The 17796-nt window shown below is 36.1% G+C and carries 13 protein-coding genes, 3 tRNA genes and 1 pseudogene; 14 read left to right on the top strand and 3 right to left on the bottom strand.

Annotation, left to right across the window (positions count from 1 at the left end; all coding sequences use genetic code 11):
* Positions 1–50: 50 nt before the first annotated feature.
* The gene (gene flxA / locus GILLI_RS16220; RefSeq protein WP_006990208.1) at positions 51–1583 is read right to left on the bottom strand and encodes a flexirubin biosynthesis tyrosine ammonia-lyase FlxA; all 1533 of its coding nucleotides are present in this window, start codon (positions 1581–1583) and stop codon (positions 51–53) included.
* Between the two features lie 95 nt (positions 1584–1678).
* On the opposite strand from flxA, the gene GILLI_RS16215 reads away from it, so the two are divergent.
* The 4 genes from GILLI_RS16215 to GILLI_RS16200 all read left to right on the top strand — a co-directional run bounded on the left by GILLI_RS16215 (position 1679) and on the right by GILLI_RS16200 (position 4822).
* The gene (locus GILLI_RS16215) at positions 1679–2917 is read left to right on the top strand and encodes an NAD(P)/FAD-dependent oxidoreductase (RefSeq protein ID WP_006990207.1); all 1239 of its coding nucleotides are present in this window, start codon (positions 1679–1681) and stop codon (positions 2915–2917) included.
* A 142-nt stretch (positions 2918–3059) separates the two neighbouring features.
* A tRNA-Ser gene (locus GILLI_RS16210) sits at positions 3060–3144 on the top strand.
* Between the two features lie 167 nt (positions 3145–3311).
* A tRNA-Pro gene (locus GILLI_RS16205) sits at positions 3312–3389 on the top strand.
* Positions 3390–3601: 212 nt separating this feature from the next.
* Positions 3602–4822 (top strand): site-specific integrase, encoded by a 1221-nt coding sequence (locus GILLI_RS16200; protein WP_006990206.1) that lies wholly within the window; start codon positions 3602–3604, stop codon positions 4820–4822.
* A 147-nt stretch (positions 4823–4969) separates the two neighbouring features.
* Here the strand turns inward: GILLI_RS16200 and GILLI_RS16195 are convergent, their stop codons facing one another.
* Complete coding sequence (locus tag GILLI_RS16195) at positions 4970–5503, bottom strand: Riean_0653 family protein (RefSeq protein ID WP_006990204.1); 534 nt, start codon at positions 5501–5503, stop codon at positions 4970–4972.
* Positions 5504–7082: 1579 nt separating this feature from the next.
* Here GILLI_RS16195 and GILLI_RS16190 point away from each other — a divergent pair.
* Complete coding sequence (locus GILLI_RS16190) at positions 7083–8891, top strand: hypothetical protein (RefSeq protein WP_006990202.1); 1809 nt, start codon at positions 7083–7085, stop codon at positions 8889–8891.
* Positions 8892–9512: 621 nt separating this feature from the next.
* Here the strand turns inward: GILLI_RS16190 and GILLI_RS16180 are convergent.
* Complete coding sequence (locus GILLI_RS16180) at positions 9513–10409, bottom strand: alpha/beta fold hydrolase (protein ID WP_006990201.1); 897 nt, start codon at positions 10407–10409, stop codon at positions 9513–9515.
* Positions 10410–10787: 378 nt separating this feature from the next.
* Here GILLI_RS16180 and GILLI_RS16175 point away from each other — a divergent pair, with 378 nt between their 5' ends.
* The 9 genes and pseudogenes from GILLI_RS16175 (at position 10788) to GILLI_RS16140 (ending at position 17529) form a co-directional block, all read left to right on the top strand.
* The gene (locus GILLI_RS16175; RefSeq protein ID WP_006990200.1) at positions 10788–11177 is read left to right on the top strand and encodes a DUF302 domain-containing protein; all 390 of its coding nucleotides are present in this window, start codon (positions 10788–10790) and stop codon (positions 11175–11177) included.
* A gap of 217 nt (positions 11178–11394) precedes the next feature.
* Positions 11395–11646 (top strand): annotated as a pseudogene (locus GILLI_RS18210) (rhodanese-like domain-containing protein); the annotation flags it as partial.
* A gap of 203 nt (positions 11647–11849) precedes the next feature.
* A complete protein-coding gene (locus GILLI_RS16170) occupies positions 11850–12074 on the top strand; it encodes a hypothetical protein (protein ID WP_006990199.1) in 225 nt (74 codons plus the stop codon).
* Positions 12075–12224: 150 nt separating this feature from the next.
* Positions 12225–12869 (top strand): deoxyribose-phosphate aldolase, encoded by a 645-nt coding sequence (gene deoC / locus GILLI_RS16165; RefSeq protein WP_006990198.1) that lies wholly within the window; start codon positions 12225–12227, stop codon positions 12867–12869.
* Between the two features lie 8 nt (positions 12870–12877).
* A complete protein-coding gene (gene deoD / locus GILLI_RS16160; protein ID WP_006990197.1) occupies positions 12878–13579 on the top strand; it encodes a purine-nucleoside phosphorylase in 702 nt (233 codons plus the stop codon).
* A gap of 242 nt (positions 13580–13821) precedes the next feature.
* On the top strand, positions 13822–14820 hold the full coding sequence (gene mgrA / locus GILLI_RS16155) for an L-glyceraldehyde 3-phosphate reductase (RefSeq protein WP_006990196.1): 999 nt from the start codon (positions 13822–13824) through the stop codon (positions 14818–14820).
* A 463-nt stretch (positions 14821–15283) separates the two neighbouring features.
* Positions 15284–15538 (top strand): hypothetical protein, encoded by a 255-nt coding sequence (locus GILLI_RS16150; RefSeq protein ID WP_006990195.1) that lies wholly within the window; start codon positions 15284–15286, stop codon positions 15536–15538.
* Between the two features lie 129 nt (positions 15539–15667).
* Positions 15668–15741: transfer RNA gene (locus tag GILLI_RS16145), tRNA-Arg, on the top strand.
* 249 nt (positions 15742–15990) lie between these two features.
* Positions 15991–17529: a carboxypeptidase-like regulatory domain-containing protein gene (locus tag GILLI_RS16140; RefSeq protein ID WP_006990194.1), complete on the top strand. Its 1539-nt coding sequence runs from the start codon at positions 15991–15993 to the stop codon at positions 17527–17529.
* Positions 17530–17796: the final 267 nt, after the last annotated feature.

Genomic DNA, 17796 nt, shown 5'->3' with positions numbered 1-17796 from the left:
TTTTTGAATTCGTTCATTTATCTACTGGTTCACCCTTAAAAACAAGTGAATTAATAGGCTTCGTGCTCTTTAATAAAATTTTTCACTGCTTCAAGCGTATTTGAAAGTGGAAAATCTTCCTTTATCTCCGGAATAATTTCTTTGAAAACAGCTAGTTTTTCCCTGGTTTTTCCTGATAGACGTCCGTTGAAATTCAAATAGCGTAACGCCTGAACAATGGTAACCACTTCTACCGAAAGCACTTCATAGGCATTATTGATAACCGTTTTGGTCGTATTAGCCGCATTGGTTCCCATACTCACAATATCCTGATTGTCGTTATTATTAGGAATACTGTGAATGTACATAGATGTGGAAAGCATCTGGTTTTCAGCGGTGGTAGAAACCGCACTAAATTGAGCGCCCTGTATTCCAAAATTAAGACCCAGTTTTCCAAGATTCACAAAAGGCGGTAATATGTTGTTAAGCCTGTTATTAAGCAAATAATTAAGCTGTCTTTCTGCAAGCATACTAAGTTTTGTGATCACCAGTTTTAATTTGTCCATCTCCAAAGCAACATAATCTCCGTGAAAATTTCCGCCGTGATAAACCTGCTTTCGCTTAACGTCAATAATAGGATTATCGTTGGCAGAATTTACTTCTTCCAGTAAAATATGCTGTGTGTTCTCTATGGTATCGTACACCGGACCTAAAATTTGAGGTACACAGCGCAAACTGTAATATTCCTGAACTTTTTCCTTAAAGTATTCTTTTTCAGAATTATTCCCGCTGTATAAATGTTCATTCCTATCCCTGGTAAGGCTACTATCTTTTAGATGTTCCCTCATTTTCGCAGCTACTTTTTGCTGCCCTATATGCAATTTGGAGCTATTCAATTCTGAAGAAAGGTGGTCGTCATAAGCTTGTACGATCTCATTGATCACAGAGGAACAGAAAATAGACCAGTTTAATAACCGTTTTGCATAAATAACATTTACAATACCTATTCCGGTCATGGCTGAAGTTCCGTTCATAAGCGCCAAACCTTCCCTTAATTCAATTTGAATGGGCTTAATATTTTCTTCTGAAAAAACTTCAGCGGTTTTCCGGCGAATACCTCTATGGAAAACTTCCCCTTCCCCAATTAAAACAAGTGCCAGATGAGCCAGCTGCACAAGATCTCCCGAGGCTCCTACTCCACCGTGTTCATAAATTAAAGGCGTAATATTTTTATTGATGAGCTCCTGCATGGTTATAACTGCAGAAGGATGAATCCCCGATTTTCCAAGTGCAAGGGTATTAAGCCTGGCAAGCATAAGCGCCTTTACATATAAAGGTTCCATGGGTTTCCCCATTCCAGATGCGTGGCTACGAATAAGATTGTATTGTAATTGTTTGCGATCCTTTTCTTTAATTTTATATTGAGCCATTGGCCCCAAACCTGTATTTACTCCATAAATGATCTTATTTTCTGAAAACTTCTGCAAAAAATCAAAGCTTTCTGAAATTCGCAACATGCTAGATTCATCCAGTTTAATTTTACTTTCGAAAAAAAGAACCTGAAAAAAATGCTCAAAATTAAGGGGATCTTTGATGTGAACCATAGGCCTGAAATCCTTGAATTGGGGTTATTGATCTTGAATTCGTGCTGTTAAAACTCTTAACAAATGTACTATATTTACCCCGCAAATGAAATGGAATGAAAAAGGAAATTGCAGATGTCTTAATTATTGGTGCCGGTCCTTCAGGGATGGTATCTGCCGCATACCTTCATAATCAAGGGATTAAAGTGCTGGTAGTGGAAAAAGCCGTTTTTCCAAGATTTAGCATAGGAGAGAGCCTAATTCCTCAATGCATGGATAATCTGGAAGAAGCCGGTTTATTGGAAGCAGTTAAAAGAGCTGGGTTTCAGAAAAAATTTGGTGCCCGTTTTATAAAGGGAGAACAGCTGGGAGAATTCGATTTCAGCAAGAAATATGGAAATGGATGGGATTGGACCTGGCAGGTTCCAAGAGCCGATTTTGATGTGGTTTTGGCCGATGAAGTTAGCCGAAAAGGGGTATCAATTCTTTTTGGCACTGAAGTTCTTGACGTTGAATTTAAAGGAGCCAACTCTATCACAACCATCAAAGATCCTAATGGAGAAATATCTAAAATCCACGCAAATTTTATTATAGATGCCAGTGGGTTTGGACGGGTGCTGGCAAGGCAGTTAGGTTTGGAGGCAAAACCTAAAATTGCAGCCCATTCCTCAATTTTCACCCATATTTCAGAGACCAGGCGCCCAAAAGGAAAGGAAGGGGAGCTTATCACCTTTGAGGTTTTAGACACTGGTGTGTGGTTTTGGTATTTTCCGTTTTCCAACGGAAATTCCAGCCTTGGATTTGTAGCCCCAAATGAATGGTTCGGCAATTTTTCAGAAGGCAATTCTGCGGCAATGAAACAAATGCTAAAGAAACTGGATTACTATAAATACCGGTTCGATGAATATGCCTTTTTATTTGAAGCTCAAAAAATTGAAAACATCTCCAAAAATGTTACAGAATTATATGGCGAAGGTTTTGTGCTAACGGGTAACAGCGCAGAATTCCTGGATCCGGTTTTTTCCTCCGGGGTATCTTTTGCCACCGCTTCCGGACTGCTGGCCGCAAAATTGGTTGTAAAGCAATTTAGAAATGAAGAAGTAGATTGGGAAAAAGACTATGTCACCTATTTAAAAAAAGGGATCGATGTATTTTCCACCTACGTAAAAGAATGGTATTCCGGAAACCTGCAAAAGATCATTTTTCATCCTTCTCCCCGGCCCGAAATAAAAGCACAAATTTGCGCTGTATTGGCTGGATATGTTTGGGATGAGAGCAACCCCTTTGTGAAAAAACATAAACGAATCGTTAAAAATGTAGCCAAACTTATTGAAATGGAAGAAAATCAGCTTTGATTAAAAAAAGATAAAAATCTGAGGCAAAAGGATTTAGTTTATCAGGCTGAATTTAAGTTGAAAAAAGTTTTAAAAGGTTTGCATTGTATGGAGGTAAAAGCTACATTTGCAACCGCAAAATACTTGCGAAGTTCATTTAATTGGAGAGTTGCCAGAGTGGTTAATGGAGCAGTTTGCTAAACTGTCGACGAGCAATTGTCGCATGAGTTCGAATCTCATACTCTCCGCTATTGAAATTCAAGGTTTGGTTTAAAACTTGAATTGGAATTTGAATTTTTGTAATTTTACAGCGTAAGCTGTTGTCGCGGGGTGTAGCCCTTCGATGCGTCTCTTTCGAGACTTACTCTGGACAGGCTCCGACCAGTTATCGCGCCGATCGCGATTCAAAAATTTTCGGGGTGTAGCGTAGCCCGGTTATCGCGCCTGCTTTGGGAGCAGGAGGCCGCAGGTTCGAATCCTGCCACCCCGACCAAATGGGTATTAAAACCCACCAAAACACTGTTAATCTATTGATTATCAGTGTTTTTTGTTTTTAATGATATCAAACAATATCATTTAAATACATAAGTCTGGTGAATCATTCGGTGAATCATTTTATTACAGATATTTACGTAACTTCATAAGGCATTTAACTGTTTTGACTTTCGTCTTTGCAAACTGATTGTTTCATTTAAGACGCTTGAAATGCCTAATTACACTACTTTTTCCGTATTATTCTTTGTTCGTAAACACCATAACGAGACAAAGAAATTATTTATTTATGCCCGAGTTACCGTGGATGGAAAACGCTCGGAAATAAGTTTAAAAAGATCAATTTCGGTGAATCATTGGGACGTCTCAAAAGGACGTGCCAAGGGAACTACTCCAAAAGCAAGAAGTTTAAACCAGTATTTAGACCAGGTTTATACTAAGTTTCTGGATTGCCACAAGCAACTATCATCCGAGAACAAAGTAATATCTGCTCATAGTATCAAAGCCCGGTTCTATGGAAATGATGAGCACCAAAAAACCTTGTTGGAATTAATGAACTATCACAATTCCCACATGAAAAACGTGTTGAAACCCGGCACGATGAAAAATTATCGTACCACTGAAACCTATTTAAATGAGTTTTTAAAGCAGAAAATGAGCTGTAATGATATCGACATCAAACAAATCAACTATCGGTTTGTAACCGACTTTGAACAGTTCCTACGTAAGTATTCTGCTAAGGTTTCTCGAAAGACTTGTGGCAATAACGGCACGATGAAACATTTAGAACGTTTCAAAAAGATGTTGAACCTTTCGATTAGGCTGGAATGGCTGGTAAAAAACCCTTTTGACAATTTCCAATTCAGATTCGAGAAAAACGAGCGACAATATTTAAGTAAGCGAGAACTTCAGTTAGTAGAGACTACAGAATTTACTAATAGTAGCTTACAAAAAGTCAAAGATGTTTTTATATTCTCCTGCTATACTGGGCTTTCTTATATAGATTTAAAAGAATTGACCATTCATCAGATTATTAAAGGAATCGATGGCAGCAACTGGATTTATACCAAACGTGAAAAAACGGATGAAACTGTAAAAGTGCCACTTTTGTCTCAGGCCCAAAATATTATGGATCGATATGCCGATAGTATAAAAGACGAATTTTTATTCCCGGTATTTTCCAATCAAAAGGTGAATAAATATTTAAAGGAGGTTATGTTGCAATTGAAAATAAGAAAAAATATCACTTTCCATTCTGCAAGGCACACTTTTGCAACCACTGTTACCTTATCTAACGGTGTGCCTATAGAAACGGTTTCCAAACTTTTAGGACATACAAAATTATCGACCACTCAGATCTACGCCAGGGTTTTAGAAAATAAATTAAGTGAGGATATGTTGCTGTTGAAAGAAAAACTTGAGGCTAAAAGTTAAAACCACTTATTTTATTGCTGTAATATTGGTTTATGTTTTGCTGTGCCTGCATTGCAAAACCCAAAAGCAAAAGAATGAAAAAGAAGGATTTTTTCTTAAAAAAGTAGTGTTGCATCATAAGTAAGTAGGTTTTAGGTTTATATTTGGTTAATTGTATTTCATATCAAAACGGCCTTCTCGTATTTCTACAATTTCTCCCTCTTCGTTTATTCCATCAAACCAAAAAGTACCTGAGACTATTCCGTTGATATCGTCAAATTTTGAGAAGGTAATTTCCCCCGTAAATTCATTGTTAGTTTGAAATTCAATTATATTTATATTGTAAACTGCAAAATTTGTAAATTCTCCTTCTGAGATTAAAAAATATGTTTCTCCTTCTCCAATCTGTTGATCTCTTAATAATATACCAATTGATTTATTTGTACTTCTATTTTTTGCTGTTAAGGAAAAATAATATTTTCCTTCTACTGAAGTGTTATAAACAGCTCTTTGTGTAGGCCCTGGAAATTGGCTTCCTCCCGGTCTAAAAACCTCGCCATTAATCAAACAACCAATAGTGCCTGCTCCTGTTTGAGTTGCTGGCGGCAAACAATCTACAGGATTGTCGCAATCGTCTTGTTTGGAGCAGGAAACAAAGCTTAAAAACAAAATAATTAATAGCAGATTTAAAGACGTTTTCATGGGTTGTAGGTTTTACTTTAAGTTATAAAAATAATTAAATGAAGTGATATTAAACTTTTTTTACAATTAATCTTATTAGAAACCAATTATTGTTGGATGCTCAAAGCCTGAAAAAGTTGTTTAATTTTGAATTTATAATCTTTGCAACCTCCGGGCGCAAAGCAAGATTGTCATGACAATGACACATCTTGCTTTGATAAATTGAATCGTGTCTAACGGCTGATATATAAACGGCAAACCTCTATAAATCTTAAAAATATATTTGGTAAAATCACTTCCAAAAGCAGTTTTTAGTAAATATTGTCGCAAAAATGAGCCTGTTTACAGGGGATTTCAAGGCATTTGTCGCAAATGCAGTAAAAAATAGATAAACTAAAATATTATAAATAACTAACAATCAATTAATTAGGAATATGTAACATCGCTCTGCGTGTTACCCTCTTGCTATTCCTAATTTCATTTTTTACAAAAATAAAAACAGAATACGAATAGAAAATAACATCACGGTTGATCATACAGCTTACCTATTTACTTTTTTTATCCTGAGCACTTTCCTTTTTTGATTAACCTCAAATTTTTCTGAAAACAAATTCTCCTTGACTATTAAATCAACTTACTTCTTTCAGAGCCTTCGCTACTACCTTTTTTTGATGCTATTCTATTCAACGATTTAGAATTAGGAAAGGACTTATAAAAGGGCAAAGTATGAAGCCCGGCTTATGCAGTCCGGCTAACTTCTAAATCTTGTTCATTTGCATCTACTATAAAAAGTAGTAGAAACATGGAAAAATAGTTTTTAGGAGAGTCGTTTGAAAGAAAATCATATCTTTACAGCACAAAGACGACTAAATAATATGAAGCTCTTTGTTTTATGAAGTTTGGTGAATCATTCGGTGAAACATCAAAATAATTAACAGTGAAAGTACTGTGGATAGGGCGTTTGTTCTTAAATAAATTATCCTGCCACCCCGACAAAGTTAAGCCCTGCTCGAAAGTGCGGGGCTTTTTAGTTTAACATTGCCGGAAGCTTGCTTCTGGGCAAGGGTTAAACTAAAAAGCACGCAGGCGATAGCCTGCCAGGGCTTGGCTTTAGTCACACCCCCACTCAGGATCACCGACCAATGGGAGGTATTCCTGCCACCCCGACTTAGTAAAAGCCTTTCATTAAAAAATGAGAGGCTTTTTTATATGATTATTTTATTCAATTTGGGAAAGCCGCAGGTTCGCCCCGAAAGCTTTCGGAGTGCCACAACAATCACTAAACGATGCAGTATATAATTCTTCCTGTGAATCCTAAGTAAAAATACAATTCTGAAAGTAAATACATGAATAAAATTAAACATCGATTAAGATGATAGATATCATATTTGCCCCATATAAAGTCTCATAAACATTATTTAGTTTTGGAAATAAGATAGCTTTGGCCGTCATGTTGCAAATAATTTTTTAGGTAATTCCTTTAACCTGCTTTGAGAAAAATAGCAGCGTCAAAAATAAAATTTGCATCTGGGAAAACCCAATCTAGGACATAAGGATCTTTGCAAAGAAAATAGAAATAATAACCTTACTAATTGTTAATATGTTAGAAGCAAACAGTTTTCACATCCCGGTTATGGGAGTTGGATTTACAATAGATACTCCGGTAAAAGTGTCTCATTTCGGAATTTCATCGGTAATATCATTGGTAGATGATGGATTGGCTGAACGAATGAGGGAATTTTATTGTAAAAAATACAAGTTGTCTTATTCAGAAATAGATACCAACCAGCAGGATTACAGAGCAAAACGATTGACCGCTTATCTTAATCTTATCAATTTAATTGTCTCAAATAATTTTAAAAACCTAAAAAGAGAGTCTTTTGATGCAGGAAGCAATTTAACAAAGTACTTTGAAATGCTTCCCGATTCTTCTCAGCTCAAAAAAGCATACCTGAAAATGCTTGAGGAAAAAGATGAAAAAGCAAAAGCCTCGCTTCAAAAAGAATTAAAGGAAAATTTAGTTCTTGGTTCTATTGATGTAAACATTATGACCAAGATTGATAAGGATAATTATACTAAAAAGGGCGAAAAGTTAGCTATAGAATTCAATGATGCGCACGCTGCCGTGAGAGGGTATGCAAGCTCCAACTTAAGTCATTCAGGTTTGGTACTTTCAGCTGGGTTAAGCCCAAGATTATACAGTTATTTATCAAATTTTGAAGATTTTTTTCCTGACGAAAAAGGAAAGCTCGGCAAAAAAATAATATTAAAGGTAAGTGATTACCGCTCGGCTTTAGTGCAGGGGAAATTCCTGGCAAAAAAAGGTATCTGGATCTCTGAATACCGAGTTGAGTCCGGACTTAATTGTGGTGGCCACGCTTTTGCAACCAATGGATTCCTTATGGGCCCAATCCTGGAAGAATTTAAACAAAATAAATCTGAATTAATTCGGGAAGTTCATGGCATCCTAAACGAAGCGCTTTCGCTTTCAGGAAGGCCGACATTGAGCAAGCCCTTAGACTTAAAGATTACCGCTCAGGGTGGGGTTGGAACCTCTAAGGAACACAACTTTTTATTAAATTATTACAACCTGGACAAAATAGGATGGGGAACCCCATTTTTGCTTGTACCTGAAGTGGTTAATGTCGATGATAATACCTTAGAAAAACTTCTAAATGCCGGTAAAGAAAACCTCTACCTGAGTAATACCTCTCCAATGGGAATTCCCTTTAATGCGTTGAGGGATTCCTCAAAGGATTTGGAAAGAGATAGTAAAATAGAAAAAGGAAAACCGGGAAGTTCCTGCCCAAGTCAATTTTTGAAATTGTTTAACAAAGAATTTACGGATAGACCAATTTGTACCGCTTCCCGCCAATATCAGAAATTGAAAATAAAAGAACTTGACAAAAAAGATATTTCTGAAAAGCAACGTAGCAGAGAATACGAAAAAATCACTGAAAAATCCTGTATTTGCACTGGTTTGGTAACGACTCCTTATATAAATCTCGGACTATTGAAAGCTGCAGACGGCGATAGCGTTTCGGTTTGTCCGGGACCCAATTTGGCATATTTTTCCCAAAAATCCACCCTTTCTGAAATGGTGAATCATATATATGGGAAAATAAACTTACTTAATGACACCTACAGGCCTAACTTGTTTGTTAAAGAGTTGGGGATTTACATAGATTATTTAAAAAATGAAATTGAAGATTCCGTAGAAACAATAAACGAGCGAAAATTAAAGCATTTTGAGGAGTTTAAAACTAATTTATTGAGCGGTATTGAATACTATGATGCGCTTGTAAAAGAAATGCAAGAAGAATCGGAGATCTATAAAAATAAAATGAAAGAGGAATTGCAGAAATCTGTTTTCCACATACAGTCCATCAATTTACCCGTTTTACAATAAACATTGAAAGTTTGACTTTCTGATCTTATGGATGATTTTAAAACCCCATTTCTAAGTAGAAATGGGGTTTTTGGTTTGTTTATACTTCGATTCAATCCTATACATTACATCTGGATTTTTCCTTATCATCAAGAGCAAGTGCGACCTCAATACCATCGCTAGAATTTTCATCATATAAATTTGAAATTGGATGTTCCTGTAACAATAAGTCAGATTTCCTAATATTTGCTGAGGAGAAATCCCATTTAGCATTGCTTTTTCCTTAACTATTTGAAGATTATATTCGATTTGATTATCCCCAATCATCCCTTTCTTAATTTACTTCCAGGTGCAGCCGTTTAAGCCTGGAATTTTTCACCTATGGTGATCACGCTATTTTCGTAAAAAAGGAGGGATTTGATTTAATTGGCGTTTTAAAGCTATTTCTTTTATGGAAGATATGGAAATTCAAAAAAGGCTTCGGCAAAGAGGAAAGTTTAAAAAGCTAAAAGGCTATGTTTTAACTTCCGGTAGAAGATTTTAGAAAAATGGCACCATAAGACAATTGTTTATCGATGTATACCTCCCAATAAATTGAAACGATTTTATAGAGATGGTTAACCCTCATCAATATTAGCAACTCTATCTTGGTAGCATTTGTTTAGACACCTGAATGATCTCCTCAATCTTTTCTACTATTTCCATAGGTTTCTCTTCCTGTAAAAAGTGGCGTGAACTTAGTTCGTGAATTTTTGCTAGTCCTGCCACCTTTTTGATTTCCTGCCCATAGCGCTCGAGTGTTAAGAATGGATCATCTGCTCCCCAGATTGCCTGCACAGGATAAGGCACATCTTGCACCGCCTTATAACATAAACTTCTAAATTCTGTTGAATCGTCAAAATTCCGCATCAGTTTCAAAAAAGCATCCCCCCCATCGTTTCGTTTTAATATATCAATATAAGCGTTAATTTCATTTTTTGGAATTCCAGAACTATCATTTACTCCCATTTTGTTGAACATTATCTGCCAGGTAGGGTGTATTAGGCTAGCCAATTCTATCTCGCCCAAAACAGGTTTTTCAAAAGGTCGCATAGGCCACGGCTTTTTAAAATTCACCCCATCGATCCAGGTATTAAGAATAGTAATGGACAAAACCTTATCTGGGTTTTCTGCAGCTAGCGCAAAACCAACAGGACCACCTACATCATGAATTAGGAGGTGATATTTATCCAAACCTAGACTTTTAGCTGCTTCGGCACCAAACTTAGCAAAAGATGAAAAAGAATAATCAAAATCCTCTGGTCTGTCAGAAAACCCTAAACCCGGGAAATCAATAGCGACGCCTCTAAAACCTTTTTCGGCTATTGCCGGTACAATTTTTCGGTATAAAAAAGAAGAAGTGGGAACACCGTGCAGACAAAGAACGGCTTCACCGCTCCCCTGGTCAAGTGCAAAACAATTTATGCCGTTAACATTAAAATACTTCCCGGAAGCTTCATGCTTCTCAATAATCGTTTCAACAGAATTTTTCTCACTCATGGTACAAGGTTTATTCTAAATTAATGAAAATAAGTGCGATCCTTAAAAATTCCGGTTGAAGATGATCGATTAGGTATTGAATTTATGAAGAGTTTGTGATTTAAATCGATGAAATTAACCTCTTCTTTTGAAAAAATACTCATCTACCTAAAAGGGTGAAAGTTACAACCTCTTCAATATCTAAATGTTATTCAAACCGGAACGTTTCAATTTAAAAATTTGTCAGGATACTGGTATAATACTTTGAATATTTCTTTTAAAAAAAATCTATCTTAAATAAATATTAAACTTTTCAGCTATGTAACAATTGTTGCAGGTTAGAAACTTTTATTGAGTAACTTTTGTAAACAATTTAGTATTAACCTAAAAAAAACGAAAATGAGTTATTATTTTTCCAAAACAGTAGATTATAAGTTTGACCAGGCAATAGAAAAGATTACCGAAGAATTGAAAAAAGAAGGTTTCGGAATTCTTACAGAAATCGATGTAAAAGAAACTTTTAAGAAGAAGCTGGATGTGGATTTCCGAAAATATAAAATTCTTGGTGCATGCAATCCCAATATGGCATATCAGGCCATCCAACATGAACCCCATATAGGAGCGATGCTTCCCTGCAACGTCATCGTTCAGGAGCTTGAAAACGGAAAAGTAGAAGTGAGTGCGGTAGATCCGGTTGCTTCCATGATGTCTGTAAAAAATGATAAACTTGGTGAAGTAGCGAAGGATGTGCGAAACAAGCTCCAAAAAGTCATTGAAAACTTTAAATAATTTGAGATAGTTTTATCTGTTTCAAATTATGCAAAGCCAAATATTTTCCTGATTCATCATAAATATCTGTTGGCGGTTTTACAGCATTCCGTTAGTTTCATTGGAGGTTTCCGGCTACAATTTTTTCTATGGATTTCAAAAAACTTAATTCATGTTAAATACTTTAAAACAATTATTATGATTTGGTCCTAAAACCGATTACGCTGAACTTAAAAGAAACGGCGCAATTATCCTGGATGTTCGCAGCAAAAGTGAATTTGCAGACGGACACATCAAAAATTCCATCAATATTCCTGTAAATACACTGCTCCAGAATTTAAATAAACTCAAAAATAAAAATACTCCTATTATAACCTGTTGCGCTACCGGAAATCGTAGTGGAATGGCAAAAAGAGTTTTGAGATCTAAAGGGTATGACGAGGTTTACAATGGAGGTGGTTGGAAAAGCCTTAATAATAAAATTACCTGATGAAGATTTTTAATAGACCCCGCTACCTGGGAACGAGCTCTAAATGTCTTCAAAAGAAAAAATATCCTAAATTTCGATGAAAAAACGGCCTTATTGAAAGGGCGCGGGTAACGGAATTAATATATGTTTAACATTTTGATAGTTACTTAATTAGCTCTTATTTAAGAGTAACTTTTTCAGGTTTTTCATACTTTAAGATAAAAATGAAAAGTACTGCGATAAAATTGGTTTGGGCTACTACAATTGTTTTAATAGCAGTAGCCATATTGTCTTCTCTGAATTTTTCCTTTTCATTGATCTTTTATCTTGTGGTTTTTGGCCAGCTGCTTTTAATCTTTACCGTATACAAAGTTCTTACCGATGATTATAAAACCGACAAGACTTTTGACAACTGGTATGAAGATCATCCAAAACCTGAGGACGAATAATCAAGTAACTATTTTATTTGTCGCCTATTATCATTTATTCAAGCTAGCTATTTTTAACCTGAAATTTATTTTCCGGTTTTTTTTTGTTTAAAAGTAAATACTCTGTACAATTCTTTTAACTTTAAAGTGGACAAAATTTAGCTCTTAAATATGCATTTAAACAAGTATATAGATCATACCTTATTGAAACCAACAGCCACTATTCAGGAAATACAAACCCTTTGTTTTGAAGCTTTAGAGCATCACTTTTATGCCGTTTGTGTAAACGGATGTTATGTGAAAACCGCAAAATCAATATTAAATAAATCTGATGTAAAGATCGCGGCAGTAATAGGGTTTCCCCTTGGAGCTATGAGTACAGCTGCAAAAATAGCTGAAGCGGAGTTTTGCATAGCAGATGGTGCAGATGAAATTGACATGGTGATCAATATTGGCTGGTTAAAATCCGGGGATTACAAACGTATAGAAGAGGAAATTTCAGCAATTAAAAACGCTATCGGAAACACTGTTTTAAAGGTGATCATTGAAACCTGTTATCTTTCAGAAGAAGAAAAAAGAGCATCCTGCCTTGCCGCCATGAATGCAAAGGCAGATTTCGTCAAAACATCTACCGGATTCGGGACGGGAGGAGCCACACCGGAGGATATAAAACTTATGAAAGAAGCGGTTGGAGACAAACTTAAGATAAAAGCTTCCGGCGGAATTAAAGATAAAAAAACAGCCTTAAATTATATCAATATGGGAGTGAGCAGATTGGGGACTTCCTCTGGCATCGCGCTGCTAACTTCAAAATAGCAAAATTAATGAGTACACATATACAAGCCGAAAAAGGAGACATTGCAGAAACTATTTTATTACCCGGAGATCCCTTAAGGGCAAAATGGATCGCCAATACATTTTTTAATAATCCGGTATGTTACAACGAAGTTCGGGGAATGCTGGGATATACCGGAACTTACAAAGGGAAGCGCATATCGGTTCAGGGAACCGGAATGGGAATTCCCTCTACCTTGATCTACTGCCATGAGCTTATAAATAATTTTGGTGTTAAAAACCTCATCCGCGTGGGATCTGCGGGATCGTATCAGGAAAATATTGGGCTTCGTGATATTGTGATCGCGATGTCCGCATCGTCCACTTCAGGTATAAATAATTCCCGATTTGCAAATGCCGATTATGCTCCCACTGCCAACTTTGATCTGTTTTTGAAAGCGGCTTTATATGCAAAAGAAAACAATATTACTATCAAAGCAGGAAATGTACTTTCTTCAGATGAGTTTTATGAAGACGATCCTGAAGCACATAAAAAATGGGCAGAATATGGCGTTTTATGTGTAGAAATGGAAACAGCAGGATTATATACCATCGCAGCAAAACATAATGTAAATGCACTTTCTATATTAACAATTTCCGATTCCTTTGTAACCGGAACACATCTTTCTTCAGAAGAAAGGGAAAAATCATTTTCAAAGATGATAGAAATTGCTCTTGGAACGGCTTCCTGAATAGCACAAAAAATTTAATCCCTCATTGAGGGTTTAACTTGCCAAACCGTCGGGCAGGTTCCCCGTCCCGATAGCTACCCGGGATACCTCGAGTTTTTAAAATTATTTTCCAATTCATCTCGTGGGCCCGAAATGAATTACATTAAGGCGGATTTGCCCCGAGGTTCTTGATTTTTTGTAGCTTGCCAAAGCTGGTATTTTACCAGCTTATAAACGCTTCAATTCTTAACAAATATTTATTTATGGAACAGTATACTCCGGCAAATAACCGATATGAAAAAATGAAATACCGCCGTTGCGGAAAAAGCGGGATCAAACTTCCGTTATTATCCCTTGGATTATGGCATAATTTCGGAGATAACGATGATCTGGAAATCTCAAGAGAGTTGTTAAGGACGGCTTTTGACAATGGGATCACACATTTTGATCTTGCAAATAATTACGGCCCTCCTTATGGTTCTGCAGAAAAGAATTTCGGTAAGATTTTTAAAGAGGATTTTATTCAGCTTCGGGATGAATTGATGATTTCCACAAAAGCTGGATGGGATATGTGGCCGGGACCTTACGGCAATTTTGGTTCGAGAAAATATTTGATCGCCAGTCTGGACCAGTCATTAAAACGAATGGGGCTGGATTATGTAGATATATTTTACCATCATCGACCCGATCCTGACACTCCACTGGAAGAAACCATGGGTGCACTGGACCAAATAGTGCGTCAGGGAAAAGCCTTATATGTTGGAATTTCCCAATATTCTGCAGAGGATACGGCCAAAGCTGCAAAAATATTAAAAGAACAGGGAACTCCTTTTTTAATCCACCAGCCCAGATATAATATGTTGGACAGATGGGTGGAAAATGGCCTTTTAGATACCTTGGAACACCATGGGCTGGGAAGCATTGTTTTTTCACCTTTGGAGCAGGGAATCCTTACCTCAAAATACCTGAAAGGAATTCCTGAAGATTCCAGAGCTGCCATTGAAGGAGGGTACCTCGATAAATCTCAAATTACCCCTGCGCTTATTGAAAAGGTAAAAAAATTGAATGAAATTGCGCAAAGCAGGAATCAAAGTCTGCCGCAAATGGCCATTGGCTGGTTGTTAAAAGATAACAGGATTACCTCTGTACTGGTGGGAGTGAGCAAAGTTTCACAGCTGGAAAATAACATTGAAGCATTGAACAATTTAGAATTCACTTCAGAAGAATTACATAAAATTGAACATATTTTAAAAAATGATTGACAGAGGTCAGTAGATAGTTTCATATTTAAATATTTATTTAGATCTGCTAGTGTCAGGTTGAGCGCAGTCGAAACCTCATATTTACATATCAATAGTTCTCGACTGCGCCCGAAATGACAAAAGAACTATTTTTAGGTTACTAACAATCAATTTATTACGATTATGAAATTATATGTATTTAACTACTGACCTCTAAAGATTGAATAATTTCTAAATACAACTATTTTAAAGTTGACACCAATCAATAAAGCACTATTTCGGCTTGAATAAAATGATATTACCTACAACCTTATAAATATTTATCGTTAATTATTGAAATTCACCGATGAAATAGGTCTTTCAAAGAAAACAGGTGGAATTCTTCTTTTAAAGAGATTATTCCACCTATTTTTACAATCCCAAATGTATTGTTTTTTACCTACGTATGCTGGCCCTAATGATTTATTAATTTTCTATTCTGGTCATGAATACAACTTTTGAATTTGAAGTAAATACCGCAGAATTAACTCTTATCAAGAATCTGAAAAATCAGATAGATGAGATCTATCAGGAACAAGCTATTTTCGGACTATCTCTTGAAACCCTTGAGTTAACCCGAAGATTCAGTGAATCCTATCCTCTTGTTACAAACTTAAACGAAGTTGATCCCATTGAATTTAATAAATTCATTTCCTTATCCAGACATTTGGAACGAAACCTTCTTCAGGAATTAAAATAATTCCTCTCAATCCAATTTCATATAATCTGAATACAAAGCAGTTAAGTATTTTCCCTGCATTAATATCGATTTTGATCAAAAAAAACCTTGTTTTAAATATAAAGAAACTTATATTTGCACCGCGAAAATGGTCGCGTAGCTCAGTTGGATAGAGCACCTGCCTTCTAAGCAGGCGGTCCCAGGTTCGAATCCTGGCGCGATCACGCTGAAAAACCCCGTACTTACGGGGTTTTTTTATTTTACAGGAATTATTACCACAAAAATTTTATTAAAAACGCACACTTTACGCACACAAATTTATCTTTGACAATATTTGTGAAGCTTTTGAAATGGATCAGCACGCACCTGCCTGGATCTGGTATACACGGTAGAGATATTTTTTTGTTACTTTACAGCACTACTCAAAAATTTTACACTTTTTTCTATCTTTATTGCGTTTCGAAAACCATATTATGAATAAAAACTTTTTTCTGATTTTTTTAGTTGGTCTATTTTTATGTCTTTCTACTCCTGTCTTGTCACAATCGGTTTCAGGGACTTTAAAGGATCAAAACACCCATAAAACAATTCCTTTTGCTACAGTTCAAATAGGTAAAGATTACGGTGTTATCACCAATCAGGAAGGGGTTTTCAGTATTAATATTAGCCAGTTTACCGAATACGATTCCTTATTTTTTTCCAATATGGGCTATGAACCCAAAAGTATGCGCTTAAAAGACTATTCGGAGGGAATAGTGTATTTACAAGAAAATGTGAATCAATTGGATGAAGTTGTTTTATTGGATAAAAAACTTTCAGCCAGAGAGGTAATGGAACGGGTAAATCAAAATCTGTATCAGAATTATGAAAATTCCTTGACGCATTTCACGGTTTTTCACCGCTCGGAAAACAAAAACACTCCCGGCAAAATCAAGTTTGAAATAAAGAAAGCCGATTTTATCTCTGAACCCACTTTGCAGGATTTCAATAAAAGTATGGATAGTATAGCCAAAGCCTCGAAAGGGGTAACCACAAGTTTTTATAATTCGTATTTGGCAGAAGCGGCAATAAATGAAAAAGACTCTTTGAAAGTGAAACTTCAGAAAGCCACGGAGCTTGTAAATGAGGAATTAAGCAATTCCATGGAAAAATTACTAGGAAATGTGGTGAGGCAAATTGGCGAAAAATTGAAGAGCTCAAACACATTCAAGTTTCGTTCAGGAATTATTCCATTGGGGGATTCCCTGGACCTTTCCAAAAGTTTTGAGAAGCCTAAGGATTCCTTGACCTCAAAATATGTGGGAAGCAAATTAAAAGGTATCCTCAAGGATAGTATTTTTGATGCTTCCAAAGGTCTAACCATTGCTATAGGTGGTGGTGGAAGTGATAGCGGAATGGTTTTTAGTTATGTAACCCAAACCGACGACTATAACTACCATATTGAAGATATTACCACTTTTAATGGAGAAATGGTGTATCTAATTTCTTTCACCCCGGATAGCGGCTTTTTTGGTGGCGGCGGTAAATTTTTCGGGAAAATGTATGTCTCGGCCAACTCCTTCGCAGTTCTAAAAACAGAGTATCAGTTAGCCGAAGGAAAACATGGATCGAAATTTAATTGGAAACTGGTATTGGGTGTGAAATTTGTAGAAAATGAAAAAGCAGGTACTGTTATTTTTCAACAAGACACAAACGGAAAATACTATCCAAAATACATACAATCTTCAGGAAAAATGTATGCCTATGCCAATAGATCTTTTGTATTGAAAGAAAACGTGAAAAACAATAAGGACGGTATCAAGCTAAAATTCAAATTCATAATGGAATTTGATAATTCGTATAACAATGAATACTTGATAGTGGATTCCAGGCCCCTGTCTCAATCTGGATTTAGTACTTTTCAGCACAATAAAGGCGTTATCATAGAAAAAACCACCACCTACAATCCGGAAATCTGGAAGGAATATAACATTATCGCACCTACAGAGGCTATTCGAGACTATAAATTTTAAATCTATTGTCGGGTCAGCGCGGATTTGCAATCCGTGCCTAAAGTATTGACTTCGTTGAATCTTCGATTTCCCGGCCTTTAAAAAAATCATTTAGAAAAATGGTAGCCTAATTCTCTTAATTCTGACGGCTTAGAACGGGAAAAAGTTTCAAAAACAATGGAGCACCGAAGTGAGGAGGGATCAAGACTTTCATAAATTATTTCGCTATTATAGTAAGCGCGAGGTCATTATACCTTTATCAAGGGGTTTTTAAGTTTTATTGTAGAA

Source organism: Gillisia limnaea DSM 15749 (assembly GCF_000243235.1).
In the GTDB taxonomy this organism is placed as follows: Bacteria; Bacteroidota; Bacteroidia; order Flavobacteriales; family Flavobacteriaceae; genus Gillisia; species Gillisia limnaea.
Note: the sequence above shows the minus strand (reverse complement) of the source record. Positions and strands in the feature narration are given on the sequence as shown.